We start from the raw sequence: 14366 nt of genomic DNA, 5'->3' as shown, positions 1-14366 counted from the left end.
AAAACGGCTTAACCCTTTCATTCAGAAGTTGTTTTCTAGGCTTGTAGCCAGCGGAAATCCTATATCATGGGATTAAGTGCCAAACTTCGACACCTCAGTGCTGCACGAAGGTTGATTGTCCGCATCGCAACTCGATGAAACCATCTTGAGGTTCATTCAATTCAAAAACTTCTTCTGGGGACAAGTTCAAGTAGATCCCTCGAAACACGCGCAGGGTTAAGCCGTGGCCAACAACTATGACAGCCCCCTCAAACGACTTGCCGGAATACCAAGCAAAAACCCGGTTATGTACGTCAGCATAGGATTCTCCGCCCGGCACAGGATAGTTCCAACGGTCAGAACTGCGCGCGTCCCATTCCAGGGGAAACCGCCTTATGATCTCGTTTTCCGTCAAGCCCTCCCATTGTCCAAAACTGCATTCCACCAAACGATTCTCATATTCGATGGTTTCTGGTGGTAGGCCAAGCTCTTCAAGGACGATGGAAGCCGTTTGTGCCGCTCGACCAAGTGGGCTTGAAATTACCGTCAGAGGGTGACGGCTGGATAGGCGGTGCCCCAGTCTTTTTGCACTCGCCATTGCCTGAGCGACCCCTCGCTTAGTCAAGAGCGAGTTCTGCCGACCTTGACGTCGTTTCTGCAAATTCCATTCGGTTTCACCATGGCGAAGCAAGAAAATAGTGGGGCTGAGTTTTTGGTTCAAAACGTATCTAAGCCATCCTGCACTGAAGCAAACCGAATTACCTGATTTCTCTTCCACGTAGTGCGCAGTTTAAACGGATGCCCCAGAATTCGATAGAGGCTTCGGATTTGTGCGGTTAAGTCTAAGGCGATAGAAAAAGTGGTATTGCAACCTTCGCGCCAAGTGCTTTGTCGCTTCACTTGGACTGCTTTGGGCTCAGAGCAGCCGTTTTCTGGGCTCTGTTCGAGTTACCCCTACGCGGACTTTCTCTACATTCGTTTTTCGTGCCTTGCTGACGCAGCATTTGTTCGCGGCTGCGGCACACGTGCTGATGCAACGCAGCGCTTGTCGTCAATCCGGTCATTCACGAGTGTTGTTCTAGTTGGAACTGAGACTGAGCTTTCTCCGAACCGTGTTTAGAATCGAAAGACGACGACAATACGGACTTTTTTTCGCCAATGGGATTTGCGTGGCCATGGGAAGCGTTCAGATCAAAATCATGTTCGTTATTGACCGCTACAGCAACACTAAGATCGCGATTTGGCACCGAGGCAAATTGGCTGAGTGCGCTGTACGGAATCAGCCCGAACAAAATGAACTACAAGGGGAAGCGTTTGAAAATCACCCAAAGTTTGGGGCTACCGGCCAGCTTCGGTGGGAGGATGAAGATTCTGAGAGAAATACGAGGTGTCAAGAATTTTTGTCGGTTGCAACGAAAACCGCAATCGCCGTCGATTGGGCTTGGAATTGGTTGCGAAAGCGCGCAAAATTGTTGGGCTTCTTCGTAGTCAAGTAAGACTACGTATTATCTCGCTGGGCGTTGAATTTAAGGACATTGCAATTGCCAACCGAGCTCTATGTTTACCTGCTTATGGGGGCGGCAGCTGGTGGGCTCATCAACGGATTGGCGGGATTCGGCACAGCTCTTTTTGCACTTGGCTTCTGGCTAAATGTCATGCCGCCGGTTCAGGCGGTTTCAGTGGTTGTTGTGATGTCCGTCGCCAGCGGTTTGCAAGGCGTTTGGTTGGTACGAAGGTCCATTGCAAATCAGCCAAGGCGCCTCGCGCGCTTCCTGCTGCCCGCTCTTCCAGGGATACCGATGGGCGTAGCCGCTCTTTCGTACATTCCGGTGGAGACACTTAAGATGATCATCGCAGGTTTCATGCTGCTCTATGGCGGATTTTTCACTTTCCGCACCACGTTGCCAAAACTCGAACGCCCCGCACCAATAATCGAATGCATCGTCGGATTCTTTGGTGGCTTACTTGGAGGTGCCGCATCGTTGTCGGGCGCATTGCCGACGATGTGGTGCGCCATGTGTCCTTGGCCTAAGGCTGAAACCCGTGCTGTGCTTCAGCCTTTTAACGTGGCTGTCTTGGCGCTCGCGTGTATCATGTTTGCGGTCAACGGAGCCTATTCGTGGGATACGCTGATACTCATCGGCTTAGCGCTTCCTGTTACTATTGTCTTTGCCCAGATCGGGATCTCGCTGTTCAAGCGGCTGGACGATGATCAATTTCGTCGCTTGATCATCGCAATGATGTTTCTGTCGGGCATTATACTGATGCTGCGCGCGCTGATTACTTAATTCGAGGTGCCTTAAGGAAAAGTGTTCGCGCGAATGTGAGAAATTGCGGGTACTCTGGACATCGCGGAATACTCTGACTGTACTTCACTTGCCAGTTGCCTGAAGGCCAGCGCCCTAAGTGAGATCACCGGTTCCTAACGCCGCACAAAGCATCACCAATCTACGACCAAAAATAGAGAAGCTCGGCAATCCAGAACTCTGGATGAACTCTTGCTCTTCCAATGCCTCGAAATGCGGTTGCAGCACCGCTGTCTCTATTTCCAAGGATTAACCCGTGTCAGCCACGGACATCGGTCGATCTGACTTCACCAATGTCTCCAGGATAAACAATGGTATGAGGCACTCCGATTCCCGTGCGACTTCATCTTTATGCGCATCGATAGGCATACCTTCAAATGACCTCATCCGTGCGGTCGTCACTTTCGCCATAGCGTTTAAGGGTTGCAGGCCTGGTGCCCTCGTAGACCCGTGCTACGTTCTTAGCGATTTTGGCGTTTTCCCGTTCAAAAAGACAGTCACCGTACATGTCGGAGGCGACGATGAAGGGGCCCATGCGGTTGCATTTGAGAACCCACATCGCCTGCGCGAGGCCGAGTTCCTCGTTCCAGTGCACAGCCTCGACATTCTCAACGCCGCGCCCAAGAAGCGCACCCGTGCCGTATCCGACGGTCGACAGGTAGACTGCGCCATTAGGCACGAAGTATTCCTTGTAGTCCTTCGATGTCATGCCGCCCTTGCCGACGATTAACTTTGCCCCGGTCTTGGCCATCCATTCAGGCAACCATTTGGCAAAGCGGAAAGATGCCGTCGCCGTCACAGCGCCCATGTCAAAAGACCCATCCGGGTTGATTCGAGCGGCGGGTGAGCAGTGGAAGTTGGCGGCGGATTGGGAGGGCAACTCCATCGGGATATTCGCCTTTTCCTCTAGAGCGCGCATATAGACGCCTTCTCGAGCTGTGTACATCAGGCCATCAAGGTAGACGACATCGCCCAGGCGCAGATCTGCGATCTCTTCGTCGGCGGGGGTGGTGGACAGGATGATTTCACGCGGTGCGCTCATTCTGCTGCCTCCCGCATAGGTTCCCAGTCAATGGTTTCACGACGCTGATAGTCGGTGAACCAGTCTGGGTCCGTGCGATGTTCGACTTGCCCGTCCGCGTGGATGCGGGCGACGGCGCGGCGCGAGCTTAGACAGAACGCATGCACCGACATGGGCATTCCGCCCGTGTGGCAATACCCAACTTCGATATTACAATCGATTACCATGTTCTTGCCGACAAACCCCATGGCACCCATGCCGATAGAGTTGCCAAGTTCTTTGAATTCATCCTCCATCTTGGCGATTTCTGGATCGCTGTTACGCGATCCGACGATCCGCAACGTCGAGGCGCGTTTGCCCAGTGTCATGCAGATATCCTTGGATCCCCCCAACCCGATGCCGATGATGGCAGGCTGGCAGGCAAGGCCGCGTTTGCCGAAAGCCATAAGGCTGTCGAGGTAGAAACGCTTGATCCCCTGAATACCATCAGACGGGAACAGCATCCGGTAATCCGAACCAAAAAGCCCGCCCTTGTGGACGGTGATCAGATCTACCCATGCGCCCTCGGGCTCATAGCCATATTCGATCTCCGGCGCGCCGATGCCCACGTTGTTGTTGTGATCCGTCCGCCACAATGGATGCACTCGGTTCGGTCGTAGCGGAACACCGTTGGTGGCATTCGCCGTTGCGCGGCGCAGAGCGGCTTCAAGTGCGACCATACCGCCTTCAACCTGCGCTTCGTTGCCCATCTTGACGAACCAGCGCGGCACGCCAGTATCACCGCACATCGCGCGTCGGTCTTCCTTGGCGGCCTCGTAATTTTCCAGCATCGCCTTGAGAACAAACGACGACAGATCGCCGTCTTCTGTCCTAGCGGCCTCTTGCAAGCCATCGAGGTAGTCTTGCGGGATTTCAATAGCGGCCTTGTCCATCAGGGTTTCGGCGGTGGATTGGATCAGGTTTATGGGTATCATTGTGCTGCAACCAATGTTTCAGGCGCACCTTCGGGCAAGACAGTCTCGCCCGGACGCACGATGGTGAATTGAACGGGTTCATTGTTCACGGCCACCCTGCCGTTTTGCAGTGTTGCGACAGTAAATGCGCTGTCTTCCATCGCACCAGGCTCTGGATAGTCTTCACGGAAATGCGCCCCGCGGGAGTTTTCACGAGCAATCCCGGCTTTGGCAATGACCTCGGATACATCGCACAGTGAACGTAGATTTAGCCAGTCATGCCAAGTCAGGTTAAACGCTAGATTACTGTCCTCAACACCTACATCCATCAAGGCCTCAGAGACGCTTGCTATCCCTTTCAACCCGCGCTTCATGCCAGCCTCGGTGCGCATGACACCCACGTCGTCCCACATGATATTCTGCAACTGCTTTCGCAGCGGTAGGACAAGATCCGGCTTGCGGCTCAGCGGATAGATGGCGCGCTCGAACTCTGCCGCCAGCACATCTTCGTCTGGGTCACGCAGGCTCATGCCTGCCACATCGCGCCCCATCGTGTCGCCTGCGATACCGCCATAGACGGTGGAATTGGCCACACCATTCCCGCCTAAGCGGTTGGACCCATGGGCGCCGCCGGCGTCCTCGCCGGCGACATAAAGACCCTCCATCTCCGTGCGCGTGTCGACATCGACGACGACGCCGCCCATGAAGTAATGCGCCGTTGGCACAACTTCGACCTTACCGGCGGCCAGATCGAAGCCGCTGTCAGCGCAGCGGTTGACCATGCCTTTAAACTTCTTACGCACGTTATCCGGCCCAAGATGTGCCATTGAGATGAAGACGCCCTCTTGTTCGGGATTGTTGTTCTTGCGCATCTCGGCATAGATACCCCTACTGACCACATCACGGGTGGCACGTTCGCCTCTGTCGTCATAATCGAACATGAACCGCTGACCAGTGTGGCTGATGAGCTGTCCACCAGCGCCGCGCAGGCCTTCTTCCAGAACGGTGCCGGTCATGCGGGTATGATCCCCGGCAAGCAGCCCTGTTGGGTGAAACTGCACCATTTCCATGTCCCGCAAAGTTAGCCCCGCACGCAAAGCCATGGCCAGACCATCCATGGTCTTGTCACCGGATGGAGTGTGGTATTTGTACATGGTCGGCCCGCCGCCCGTGCCCATCATCACCGTTTTGGCACGCACCAGACGGAACTTGCCAGTCCGCATGTCGATCATCAGAACGCCCGCCAGCGCACGGCTGTCTTTGGTCGGGATTAGACCCACCGCGCGGTGTTCTTGCAGTTTCTCAACACCGGAGGCGAGGACCTTTTCCATCAACCGATTGATGATCTCGATCCCCGTCAGATCACCCTTGTGAACCGTCCGGTCCGCCGTTTGCCCGGCAAATGCCTTTTGGTGTAGCGACCCGTCCGCGTTGCGGTCAAAGAAACACCCGACCTCGTTTTCCAGCTCGCGAATGCGGATCACGGCCTGCTCACACAAGCGCCACGCCATGTCCTGATTGGGCAGCCATTTGCCGCCATTGATCGTGTCCATGAAGTGCCGTTCAACCGTATCGCCGCCCCCAAGGGCCACGTTGTACCCGCCCTGAACCATTCGAGTGCAGCCGCATTTTCCGATCAAGCCTTTCACCGCGATGGTGATTTTCGCCCCCTCTGGTGCTGTCTGCTGGGCGTGAAGTGCAGCGAACAAGCCAGCGCCTCCGGTGCCGAGGATAAGAATGTCGGTGTCGTGGCGTTCAATGTCAGAAACTTTCATGTCAAATCGCTTTCATGAAAAAGAGAATCGCAATGCAAAAAGATCCCGCCGTTGCACCTGCCGCTAGTGTCTTTTGGGGTGCGCTCCACGGCAGCCATTCCATCGCTATCAGACGCAAACCGCCAAACATGTGAATAGCCAGAAGGAAAACGAGACCAAACTCTGCGATCTTCACCGCGGCCGCTTCGGTGAGATGAAGGAAGCCGTCCAGCCTAACGGGGTCTGTCATCGCCATGGCCAGCACCCAGAAGTGTAGGGGCAGGAACAAGGCCAGCGCGAGCCCGGACAGGCGGTGCAGGATATAGGCAAGCCACAGGGGATGCGCGCGGGATGTGATGCCTTTTGCCGCCTTCATACGCCCACTCCTTGCGAAAAGGTCACCGCCCAAACGGCGCGCGCGCCAAGCGCTAACAAACCCAGTCCAACAAGCCACATGAACCCTTCCAACGCAGCGCCTTTCAATCCGCCCCATTCCAACGCGATAGCACGCAAGCCAATGGCGCCATGGATGGAAACCGCGACTACGAAGATGCCATAGAACAGAAACCAGAGCACAGACCCTTGGGTACGCTCCAAGATCTCAGCAGCACTCAACCCACCCTGAATGGCATAGATCATCACCGCCAGATGCCCGACCACAAAGGGGGCCGTCAGCAGCGCGCTTAGCCGTTGAAACATGTAAAGCCGCAAACTCAGCATCAGCGCCCCCTCTTGAAGAAGTTTTTTGCGGTTTCTCGTTTCAGCCCCGCGATAGCTGACATCGGGTTCAGCTCATTCGGACAATACATCGTGCATGACCCCATCGAGTGACAGTTGTGACATCCACCACTGCCGGAAACAGCATCCAAAATCGCGACGCGCCCTTCGTCCTTCGCATCGTTCAGGAGGGTCCAGGCCCGCTGTAAAGCAGCCGGACCGAGGTAGTCGGGGTTGCTCGCCACTGTGTCACAAGCGGCGTAACACACAGAACAATTGATGCATTCAATTCCGGCATTCGCTTCGACCCTCGTGGCGCTTGTCTCATGCACCGGGGCAATCTCGTCATCTCGTGTGAGAGCGCCGTGATGCACACCTTCGGCGGCAACCCATTTGTCAAAAAACGGATCCATATCAACGGCCAGATCCTTGATGACGGGCAAGTTGCGCAACGGTCCGATCATCACCGCATTGCCATCAACAACCTTGGAGATGTGTGTGCGACAAGTCCAGCGCGGGACACCGTTGACCATCATCGCACAGCTGCCGCACATGCCGACACGACAGGCAAACCGATAACTCAAGGTCGGGTCCGCGTTTTGCTGCACCCAGGACACTACATCCAATACAGTCTGGTTCTCATAGGCGGGCACATCGAAAGTTTCGACGCGGTCTGCATCGCGCTGAATGGTGACTTTCAGAACCTCTGCCGTCATTTGGAGAAATCCGTAATCACTGCTGTTCCGGGACGCGTCGGGCCCTTCATCGAGCGCAATTCAGCACTTGCCCCAGATAGGGTGACTTCGCGATCCAACATGGGGGTAAGATCCACGTCGCCCCGTTCGATCATCTCCAACAAAGACGGGTATTTCCATGCAGGCATGCCGCGGGTCCCGAAAAAGGCCAATTGTTTGGAATAGATGGCACGCATGTTAACCTCCATTATGCCATCACCGGCGGGCATGCCCACATGCACGTGCCGACCAAGGGTGGCGAGACATTCAACAGATGCGTTCGTCGTCTGCGCAATGCCAAGCGCCTCAAGTGAGACCTGCGCACCGCCCTTGGTGATCTCGCGGATGGCGTCGGGAACATCCTCGGTCGCTGCGTTCACGGTTGCATCTGCGCCCAGCGTCAGCGCATGATCCAGCTTTTCCTGAACGACATCGACGACAACAACCCGCGCCCCCAGCATTTTGGCCAGAAGCAAAGCCGACAGGCCAATGCCGCCCGTGCCATGTACGGCGACCCATTCACCTGCCCGCACATTAGCGCGATCAGTCAATGCGTGCCACGCGGTTGTGACCCGACAGCCAAGACCAGCGGCCAGCGCGTCTGGCATTGTTTCAGGCAAGTGAACTAGGTTGTGGTCAAACGGAACGGCAACAAATTCTGCGTAGGCGCCCGGCGCGCCAAAACCGGGGACAATAGCACTTTCACAGGTGTTCGAGTGACCCGTCTGACACGCCAGGCAATCACCACAGCCCAAAATGAACGGGGCGATCAGTTTGTCGCCGATCTTGTGTTTGGCCTGCGCGCCTGCCTCGACCACTGTTCCGCAGTATTCATGCCCTAGGATTGAACCACTGGTGACTTTGGGATGACTGCCCACCCATCCATGAAAATCAGAACGACACACCCCGCAGGCAGCCACTTCGAGAACAACGCCGTTCTCGGGGCAGCTTGGGTCCTCTACCGTTTCAATGGAAAGATCTTCATTGAAGTCTCTGACAACAGCGGCGCGCATCGTTCATTCCCTTATTTGTTGAGCCAAGCTCTGTGCAGCTCTGTCCCCTCGGGACGCGGTGATTTCTTGTCAGGCGTCCAAACCGGCAACGCACATGTATTTGACAGACAGGTAATCCTCCGAACCCTGACTACCGCCTTCCTTGCCCATACCGCTTTCCTTGAGTCCTCCGAACGGAGCTTCGACGGTCGTGATCAGGCCGGAGTTGATCCCGATCAACCCATACTGAAGCCCATCATTTAGCCGAAAAGTGCGCCCGAGCGATTTGGTGTAGGCGTAAGCTGCAAGGCCGAACTCGGTGGCGTTAGCGGCTTCAAAAGCTTCTTGTTCGGTCTCGAACTTGAAGACAACGGAAAGCGGGCCAAAGATCTCTTCGGTTGCGCATTTCATGTCGGCGTTTGCAGCGGTGATCACTGTTGGTTCAAAAAAGGTGCCGCCTATCTCGTGCCTTTTGCCACCAGAGACGATTTTGCCACCCTTGGAAGTCGCATCCGCGATCATATCTTCCACTTTCTCGACGCCTGCCATGTCGATCATCGGCCCTTGTGCGACACCATCATGCGCGCCATCCCCGACAACCAATTCCTCGGACGCCTGCTTTAGCCGCGCGACAAAGGCGTCGTGAATACAAGCCTGTACGTAGAAGCGGTTCGTGCACACGCAGGTCTGGCCCATGTTGCGATACTTCGCGATCATTGCCCCTTCGATAGCCGCATCAATATCTGCATCGTTAAACACGATGAACGGTGCATTGCCCCCTAGCTCCATCGACACTTTCTTGAACGTGTCTGCAGATTGGCGGATCAACACTTTGCCAACGTCTGTTGACCCGGTAAAGGTGACCTTGCGCACATCAGGGCTGGCCATCATGGCTCCGGCGATTTCTCGGGCGGAGCCGGTCAGGATGCTGACGACACCGTCAGGAAAACCGACATCCTGGCACAGCTTGACCCAGGCAAGACCAGAATAGGGCGTAGCCGTCGCTGGTTTTGCAACTATCGTGCATCCTGCGGCAAGCGCGGGTGAGGGCTTTCGCGCCAACATGGAGGACGGAAAATTCCACGGTGTGATTGCCCCCACAACTCCCACAGGATGGCGTGTCACCATGAGTTTGCGATCGGCGGTCGGAGACGGCACAATCTCGCCTTTGGCGCGCCGCACCTCTTCAGCAAACCAGCGCACATAGGCCGCGCCGATGGCAATTTCGCCACGCGCCTCGGCAAGCGGCTTGCCTTGCTCTGCTGTCAGCAGCTGCGCCAGGATTTCCTGGTTGTCCATCAATGCGTCGTGCAACTTATGCAGCAGACCAACACGGAAAGACAGATTGCTGGTTGACCAGCCGTCGAACGCTTCCGTCGCTGCCGCAATCGCGCGATTGGTCTCGCTTATACCGCAACTAGGCACATGTCCGATGACTGTACCAGTTGCCGGGTTCGTCACCGAAATGGTCTCACCGCTTTCCGATCCGCTCCAAGCGCCGCCGATCAAGTTGGCCTGTTGCAACATGTCACCATAGTCACTCACGGAATTTCCCTCTAAACAAGCGATGAGAAGCGCACCGGACACAGCCGAAAAGCCACGATAGTGACTCTGATTAACAGTAAGACAATCTGTAAATAAGCGAAAAAATATTTATATTAAATTTAGTAAAGCTTTCAAAATACCATTTGGTCGTTATAGAGACAGTCATTAGCTCGTGCGGCCCCAAGGCCCCAAGCGGCCCGACATTGGCTGAAAAATCGACCCAATGGGTGAAAGGATTGGACATGACGATCCGGCAACTCCGAACCCTAGTTGCTATTGCAGACACCAAAACATTTGGTGAAGCCGCGAATGTCATTCACGTGACCCATGCCGCGATCAGTCAGCAAATGCAGGCACTTGAGGCCCAGCTGGACATTGAACTGTTTGATCGGAGCACGCGCACGCCAAAGCTTACCCCAGCGGCGCATCTGATCGTTGCAAAGGCCCGAACGCTAGTCGATGCTTATGACAATCTGGTACCGTCCGCCTTAGAAGACGGCGGCCTCAAAGGCATTATCACTCTTGGAACTCTGCGTACGACACTGACAGGGCTAACGCCAAAGGCGATGGCAGCCTTGAAATCCAAGTGGCCCGAAATTGGGCTTCACATTCGCCCTGGGCTGACAGGCGCCTTGCTAACAGAGATTGAACGTGGAGGCCTGGACGCTGCAATTGTTGTCAAACCAAACTTGATGCCTGCCGGTCTCACCTTTCGAGAACTGGCGCAAGAGCCAATGCAACTGATCGCATCCATCGACGAAACAGAAGTGGACCCGGTGGTTCTTTTGAAATCCAAGCCATTTATTCGATTCGATAGGAACGCTGTTGCAGGGACTCTAATAGACAATTGGCTTCTCTCGAAACGTATTCAGGTGGCTGAGACAATGGAATTGGATAGCCCAGAAGCGATTGTATCGATGGTACACGCCCGCCTTGGTGTATCCATCGTCCCTGATCTTGCGGTCAAGCCGTTTGATGCCGTCCCAGTAATGCGCATTGGCCTCGGCCCGGATGCGCCAATAAGAACGCTCGGCCTAGTTTACAGAGACAACCAAGTCAAAAAACGGGTTCTCGACGAGTTATTCGAGGCGCTCATGCATGCCATTGAGATATCGCAAAAGTGACAATCGCGAAATAAGGAAAGTATCTTGTTTCAAGAGCCGTCTCACTTTGACCTGATGAAAGAATATCACGGTAGTGAATCCGAGAAGGTATTTGCTTCAGTCCATTAACGACGTGACAAATTTTCTGATTTCTGCCTTCGCATACCTGTTGCGAAGGAAAATAGGAGCTGCAACATAAATGATTGCGGCGACCATTATGGCACCCAAGCACCACTCCGGCAGAATGAAGACCAGAACGCAGCAGAGCAGGATCAGTCCTACGTCAACCCACCAAGATCCTTTATTGGGCAACGGAGAAAAAATGGTTTCGGCCGACAGTACTTCAGTTTCGTGTTCTGACCTTGCAAGTGTTGTGATAGCTCGGTACCCGTAAGCGTCAACGCAAACCTTGTTGCGACTCCTGGGAATCAATTGCCAACCGTGCTGCACCGCAGTCCGCGAAATGTATTCCTCCAAAGCCCACTGTGAAGAAATTTGTTCGCCCATTCTGAATTGTTGGCAAAGGACGTTCTCTGGCTCGTGTGTTACGACTTCTGACATCAACCCTCCGCGTCCTGAAGTGCTTAGCATCCTAGCGTACAAATCAATTAAGCTCGAAGCCGCATGACCGAACGTAGTTACCAAAGTCAGCACGTTCGGGCTCGCTATACTGCCGAACTTTGTCTTCAGACCAGGAATACCTTTCGCTGTCCGCAAATTTCTTTGGAAATCTCTGTTTTTCATAGGGCTGCGACGTCGCGCGCTCTTCATCGTATTGCACAATTGTCTCCTTCAAATTGACCTCCCTATAATGGTCGACGTGACATGTGACCTGTAGTGGCAGCCGCTTAGAGATCTTCGGCGTTTGCGCGGGAAAACCAAATGCGAGGCCCGCAAATGGAAAAACATGGTCCGGCAGATCAAGCAGGTCAGAGACCGCCGCAGCCTTGTTTCGCACAGCGCTGATCGGGCAGCAGCCGAGTCCAAGCACTTCCGCCGCTGTCACGAAAGCGCCCAGCGTAATCGCTGCATCCCCCGTTGCATTGAAAAACGCGTCAAGATGGTCGTTTGCGAAGGGGACACCATGCCATTCGTGCAACAACCTTTGGCGACGGTTGTTGCCGCAAATGACGGCAATCATCGGCGCATCCGCGACCCAAGACTGACCCGACACAAGTGTTGCAAGACGTCTTTGGATATCTTCGGATTCCAGCAAGATGATATCACACTGCTGCAGATCGCTCTTTGTGGGCGCGGATAGGGCGATCGCGGAGATGGTGCGGACCCAATCGGATGGGATTGGCTTGTCCGTGAATGCACGACAAGAACCACGGGCCGCCATGGAATACAAAAGGTCCGATTGTGCGGTGCTTTCAACTTGTGAAGGTGCATCGCTGAAACGCGCCGCGAGGGCGCGTTGCAAGTCCGATTGGGGTGCCTTCGACATGCTGGTCCTTCTCTTTAGCTGCTTGTTTCTTAAAGTACACATAGAAGCTGAACGGTTTTTTGCTTGCTTAGCAACTGCAAGATGTTCCACCGGCACACGCGCCGCGTAGTTTCTTTTCCGTCATGAACGGCAATTGCCTGTTCGCACATAAACCCGCAAGCATTGCCGAAAATGTATCACCGCGCTAAGATACGCCGAAACCTGCGGCTCTCAAGCTTTGCCGCGAAAGCCGCGACAGGCAGATAAAGTAAATCGAAGCAGCAATGCATGACATTTCCCTGATCGCGTTTGCCAGCGCCGTCCTGCTGCTGGCAGGCGCAGTGAAAGGTTTCATTGGGCTGGGAATGCCGACCGTCGCGCTGGTTCTGTTAACGTTTAAGCTCGACGCAAGATCCGCCGTCACATTGATCCTGATCCCAATGTTGCTGAGCAACGTCTGGCAATTCTGGCGTGGACCTGACATGGTTGGATGCGCGAAACGGCATTGGCGCTACGCGGCCATTTTGATCCTATGCGTCGCTGGAACCGTCTGGTTCAGTCAATCCACTCCAGATCGGTTTTTGCGCGCTGTGCTAGGTGCGTTTGTACTGGCGTTTTGCTTTTTCAGCTGGCGTGACATGGTGCCTCCGATCCCGTCAAGCACAGTGCGCTTGTTCGAAATAATCAGCGCTTTGGTTGCCGGGCTGGTTGGTGGGTTGACTGCCGCATGGGCGCCACCATTGGCTATGTACCTGACCGGTCTCCGACTGGAGCGTGACGCATTTGTTCAGGCACTCGGGTTCTTAATCACGGCTGGTAGTGTGTCCGTTTTGGCGATGTTCATAGCTGTCGGGCACAGTTCGCAAGCGGATCTGGCAGTCTCGGTCTTCTTGCTGGTTCCGACCCTGATTGGGTTTTCCGCAGGTGAGCGGTTGCGGCATAGGGCAAATTCCGAAGCCTTCAAAGGCTTTTTCTTAGGCGCATTTTCGCTGCTGGGGGCGAATTTGTTGTTGGGCACTCTCTGGGGGTAGTGCGCAGCGGAATCATCGCACGCAGCACTGCGTCTGGATCTGTTGCAAACTTTTGACTGTTGACGCTCATAAGTTCTTCGAGTGATTGGATATCGAAATATTGAAGTTGAAAGTTTGTTATTATGATCTCCTTCAAAGGCGGGCAGTATCCGAAAGATGTGATCCTCTTCGCAGTGTTTTTCTATGTCCGATACGGTTTGTCATATCGCGATCTGGAAGAGATCATGCATGAGCGAGGCGCTGCAGTAGATCACACGACGCTGAACCGCTGAGTGACGCGGTATGCAGGCGCAATTGCTGAAGCGGCGCGTCGTCGAAGGGGGCCGTGCGACCGCTCCTGGAGAATGGACGAAACTTACATCAAGGTGAAAGGAAACTGGGTCTATCTCCATCGAGCTGTCGACAAGCACGGCGAGACGCTTGATTTCATGCTTTCGCAACGTCGAAACAAACCCGCGGCCACCAAGTTCTTTGCCCGAATGCTGGAGGTCAACGGCCTTCCGAGAAAGATTGTCATCAACAAAAGTGGAGCTAACACCGCTGGCCTCAAGGCCACCAACAAGATGCTGAAAGGTTTTGGTTGCCAGGTCCCAATTGAAATGGTCAGGCGAAAATACTTGAACAACATCGTGGAACAGGACCATCGTTTCATCAAAAGACGAACCCGCCTGATGTTCGGCTTCAAGTCTTTTGCTTCGGCATCAGCGACTCTGGCTGGCATCGAGGTCGCGCACATGATCCGTAAAGGCCATTTCACACCGGGACTCTGCCCGTTTCGTCAATTCTCCGAGTTGGCAATCTGACC

Annotated in this window: 14 protein-coding genes and 1 pseudogene; 4 read left to right on the top strand and 11 right to left on the bottom strand. The window is 54.5% G+C overall.

The annotated features are described in order from the left end of the window. Nucleotides 1-94 precede the first annotated feature (94 nt). The gene (locus tag GS630_RS15175) at nt 95-757 is read right to left on the bottom strand and encodes a histidine phosphatase family protein (RefSeq protein ID WP_171621416.1); all 663 of its coding nucleotides are present in this window, start codon (nt 755-757) and stop codon (nt 95-97) included. 763 nt (nt 758-1520) lie between these two features. Here GS630_RS15175 and GS630_RS15170 point away from each other — a divergent pair. Then, nucleotides 1521-2267: a sulfite exporter TauE/SafE family protein gene (locus GS630_RS15170; protein ID WP_371809148.1), complete on the top strand. Its 747-nt coding sequence runs from the start codon at nt 1521-1523 to the stop codon at nt 2265-2267. Between the two features lie 391 nt (nt 2268-2658). Here GS630_RS15170 and GS630_RS15165 read toward each other — a convergent pair whose 3' ends face one another. The 8 genes from GS630_RS15165 to GS630_RS15130 form a co-directional block, all read right to left on the bottom strand. Continuing rightward, the gene (locus tag GS630_RS15165) at nt 2659-3327 is read right to left on the bottom strand and encodes a fumarate hydratase C-terminal domain-containing protein (protein ID WP_171180529.1); all 669 of its coding nucleotides are present in this window, start codon (nt 3325-3327) and stop codon (nt 2659-2661) included. Beyond that, nucleotides 3324-4280: a fumarate hydratase gene (locus GS630_RS15160; RefSeq protein WP_171180531.1), complete on the bottom strand. Its 957-nt coding sequence runs from the start codon at nt 4278-4280 to the stop codon at nt 3324-3326. Before GS630_RS15160 ends, GS630_RS15165 begins: the two co-directional genes overlap by 4 nt. Further along, complete coding sequence (locus GS630_RS15155) at nt 4277-6034, bottom strand: L-aspartate oxidase (RefSeq protein ID WP_171180533.1); 1758 nt, start codon at nt 6032-6034, stop codon at nt 4277-4279. The genes GS630_RS15160 and GS630_RS15155 overlap by 4 nt, the downstream gene beginning before the upstream one ends. Before the next feature lies 1 nt (nt 6035). Then, nucleotides 6036-6389 carry a succinate dehydrogenase gene (locus tag GS630_RS15150; protein WP_171209831.1) on the bottom strand — a complete coding sequence of 118 codons (354 nt, stop codon included), beginning with the start codon at nt 6387-6389 and terminating at the stop codon, nt 6036-6038. Further along, nucleotides 6386-6733, bottom strand: a complete 348-nt coding sequence (locus tag GS630_RS15145; protein ID WP_171621415.1) for a succinate dehydrogenase — start codon at nt 6731-6733, stop codon at nt 6386-6388. The genes GS630_RS15150 and GS630_RS15145 overlap by 4 nt, the downstream gene beginning before the upstream one ends. Then, nucleotides 6733-7446, bottom strand: a complete 714-nt coding sequence (locus GS630_RS15140; protein ID WP_171180539.1) for a succinate dehydrogenase/fumarate reductase iron-sulfur subunit — start codon at nt 7444-7446, stop codon at nt 6733-6735. Before GS630_RS15140 ends, GS630_RS15145 begins: the two co-directional genes overlap by 1 nt. After that, nucleotides 7443-8477 carry a zinc-binding dehydrogenase gene (locus GS630_RS15135; protein WP_171621414.1) on the bottom strand — a complete coding sequence of 345 codons (1035 nt, stop codon included), beginning with the start codon at nt 8475-8477 and terminating at the stop codon, nt 7443-7445. Before GS630_RS15135 ends, GS630_RS15140 begins: the two co-directional genes overlap by 4 nt. Nucleotides 8478-8546: 69 nt before the next feature. Beyond that, nucleotides 8547-9983, bottom strand: a complete 1437-nt coding sequence (locus GS630_RS15130; protein WP_171621421.1) for an NAD-dependent succinate-semialdehyde dehydrogenase — start codon at nt 9981-9983, stop codon at nt 8547-8549. Between the two features lie 260 nt (nt 9984-10243). On the opposite strand from GS630_RS15130, the gene GS630_RS15125 reads away from it, so the two are divergent. Beyond that, entirely contained in the window at nt 10244-11125 is an 882-nt protein-coding gene (locus GS630_RS15125) for a LysR family transcriptional regulator (protein WP_171180705.1), read from the top strand. A gap of 96 nt (nt 11126-11221) precedes the next feature. Here GS630_RS15125 and GS630_RS15120 read toward each other — a convergent pair whose 3' ends face one another. Together GS630_RS15120 and GS630_RS15115 are read right to left on the bottom strand one after the other, a co-directional pair. Continuing rightward, nucleotides 11222-11665: a hypothetical protein gene (locus tag GS630_RS15120; protein ID WP_171621413.1), complete on the bottom strand. Its 444-nt coding sequence runs from the start codon at nt 11663-11665 to the stop codon at nt 11222-11224. Between the two features lie 43 nt (nt 11666-11708). Further along, nucleotides 11709-12641, bottom strand: coding sequence for a nitroreductase family protein (locus tag GS630_RS15115; protein WP_348540121.1), 933 nt, complete (start codon nt 12639-12641; stop codon nt 11709-11711). 173 nt (nt 12642-12814) lie between these two features. On the opposite strand from GS630_RS15115, the gene GS630_RS15110 reads away from it, so the two are divergent. Both GS630_RS15110 and GS630_RS15105 read left to right on the top strand, forming a co-directional pair. Beyond that, nucleotides 12815-13561 (top strand): sulfite exporter TauE/SafE family protein, encoded by a 747-nt coding sequence (locus tag GS630_RS15110; protein WP_171180545.1) that lies wholly within the window; start codon nt 12815-12817, stop codon nt 13559-13561. A 122-nt stretch (nt 13562-13683) separates the two neighbouring features. Continuing rightward, nucleotides 13684-14364 (top strand): annotated as a pseudogene (locus GS630_RS15105) (IS6 family transposase). The last annotated feature ends 2 nt before the right edge of the window (nt 14365-14366 follow it).

The organism is Ruegeria sp. HKCCD7303 (assembly GCF_013111185.1).
Lineage (GTDB): Bacteria > Pseudomonadota > Alphaproteobacteria > Rhodobacterales > Rhodobacteraceae > Ruegeria.
The sequence above is the reverse complement of the archived record's forward strand: the minus strand, read 5'-3'. Positions and strand labels throughout refer to the sequence as shown.

Bases quoted from the DNA above. Each gene is read 5' to 3' on its own strand.
- GS630_RS15145 (WP_171621415.1), bottom strand. From the start codon at position 6,733: ATGCTGAGTTTGCGGCTTTACATGTTTCAACGGCTAAGCGCGCTGCTG.
- GS630_RS15165 (WP_171180529.1), bottom strand. From the start codon at position 3,327: ATGAGCGCACCGCGTGAAATCATCCTGTCCACCACCCCCGCCGACGAA.
- GS630_RS15140 (WP_171180539.1), bottom strand. From the start codon at position 7,446: ATGACGGCAGAGGTTCTGAAAGTCACCATTCAGCGCGATGCAGACCGC.
- GS630_RS15125 (WP_171180705.1), top strand. From the start codon at position 10,244: ATGACGATCCGGCAACTCCGAACCCTAGTTGCTATTGCAGACACCAAA.
- GS630_RS15110 (WP_171180545.1), top strand. From the start codon at position 12,815: ATGCATGACATTTCCCTGATCGCGTTTGCCAGCGCCGTCCTGCTGCTG.
- GS630_RS15155 (WP_171180533.1), bottom strand. From the start codon at position 6,034: ATGAAAGTTTCTGACATTGAACGCCACGACACCGACATTCTTATCCTC.
- GS630_RS15120 (WP_171621413.1), bottom strand. From the start codon at position 11,665: ATGTCAGAAGTCGTAACACACGAGCCAGAGAACGTCCTTTGCCAACAA.
- GS630_RS15150 (WP_171209831.1), bottom strand. From the start codon at position 6,389: ATGAAGGCGGCAAAAGGCATCACATCCCGCGCGCATCCCCTGTGGCTT.
- GS630_RS15160 (WP_171180531.1), bottom strand. From the start codon at position 4,280: ATGATACCCATAAACCTGATCCAATCCACCGCCGAAACCCTGATGGAC.
- GS630_RS15130 (WP_171621421.1), bottom strand. From the start codon at position 9,983: ATGTTGCAACAGGCCAACTTGATCGGCGGCGCTTGGAGCGGATCGGAA.
- GS630_RS15135 (WP_171621414.1), bottom strand. From the start codon at position 8,477: ATGCGCGCCGCTGTTGTCAGAGACTTCAATGAAGATCTTTCCATTGAA.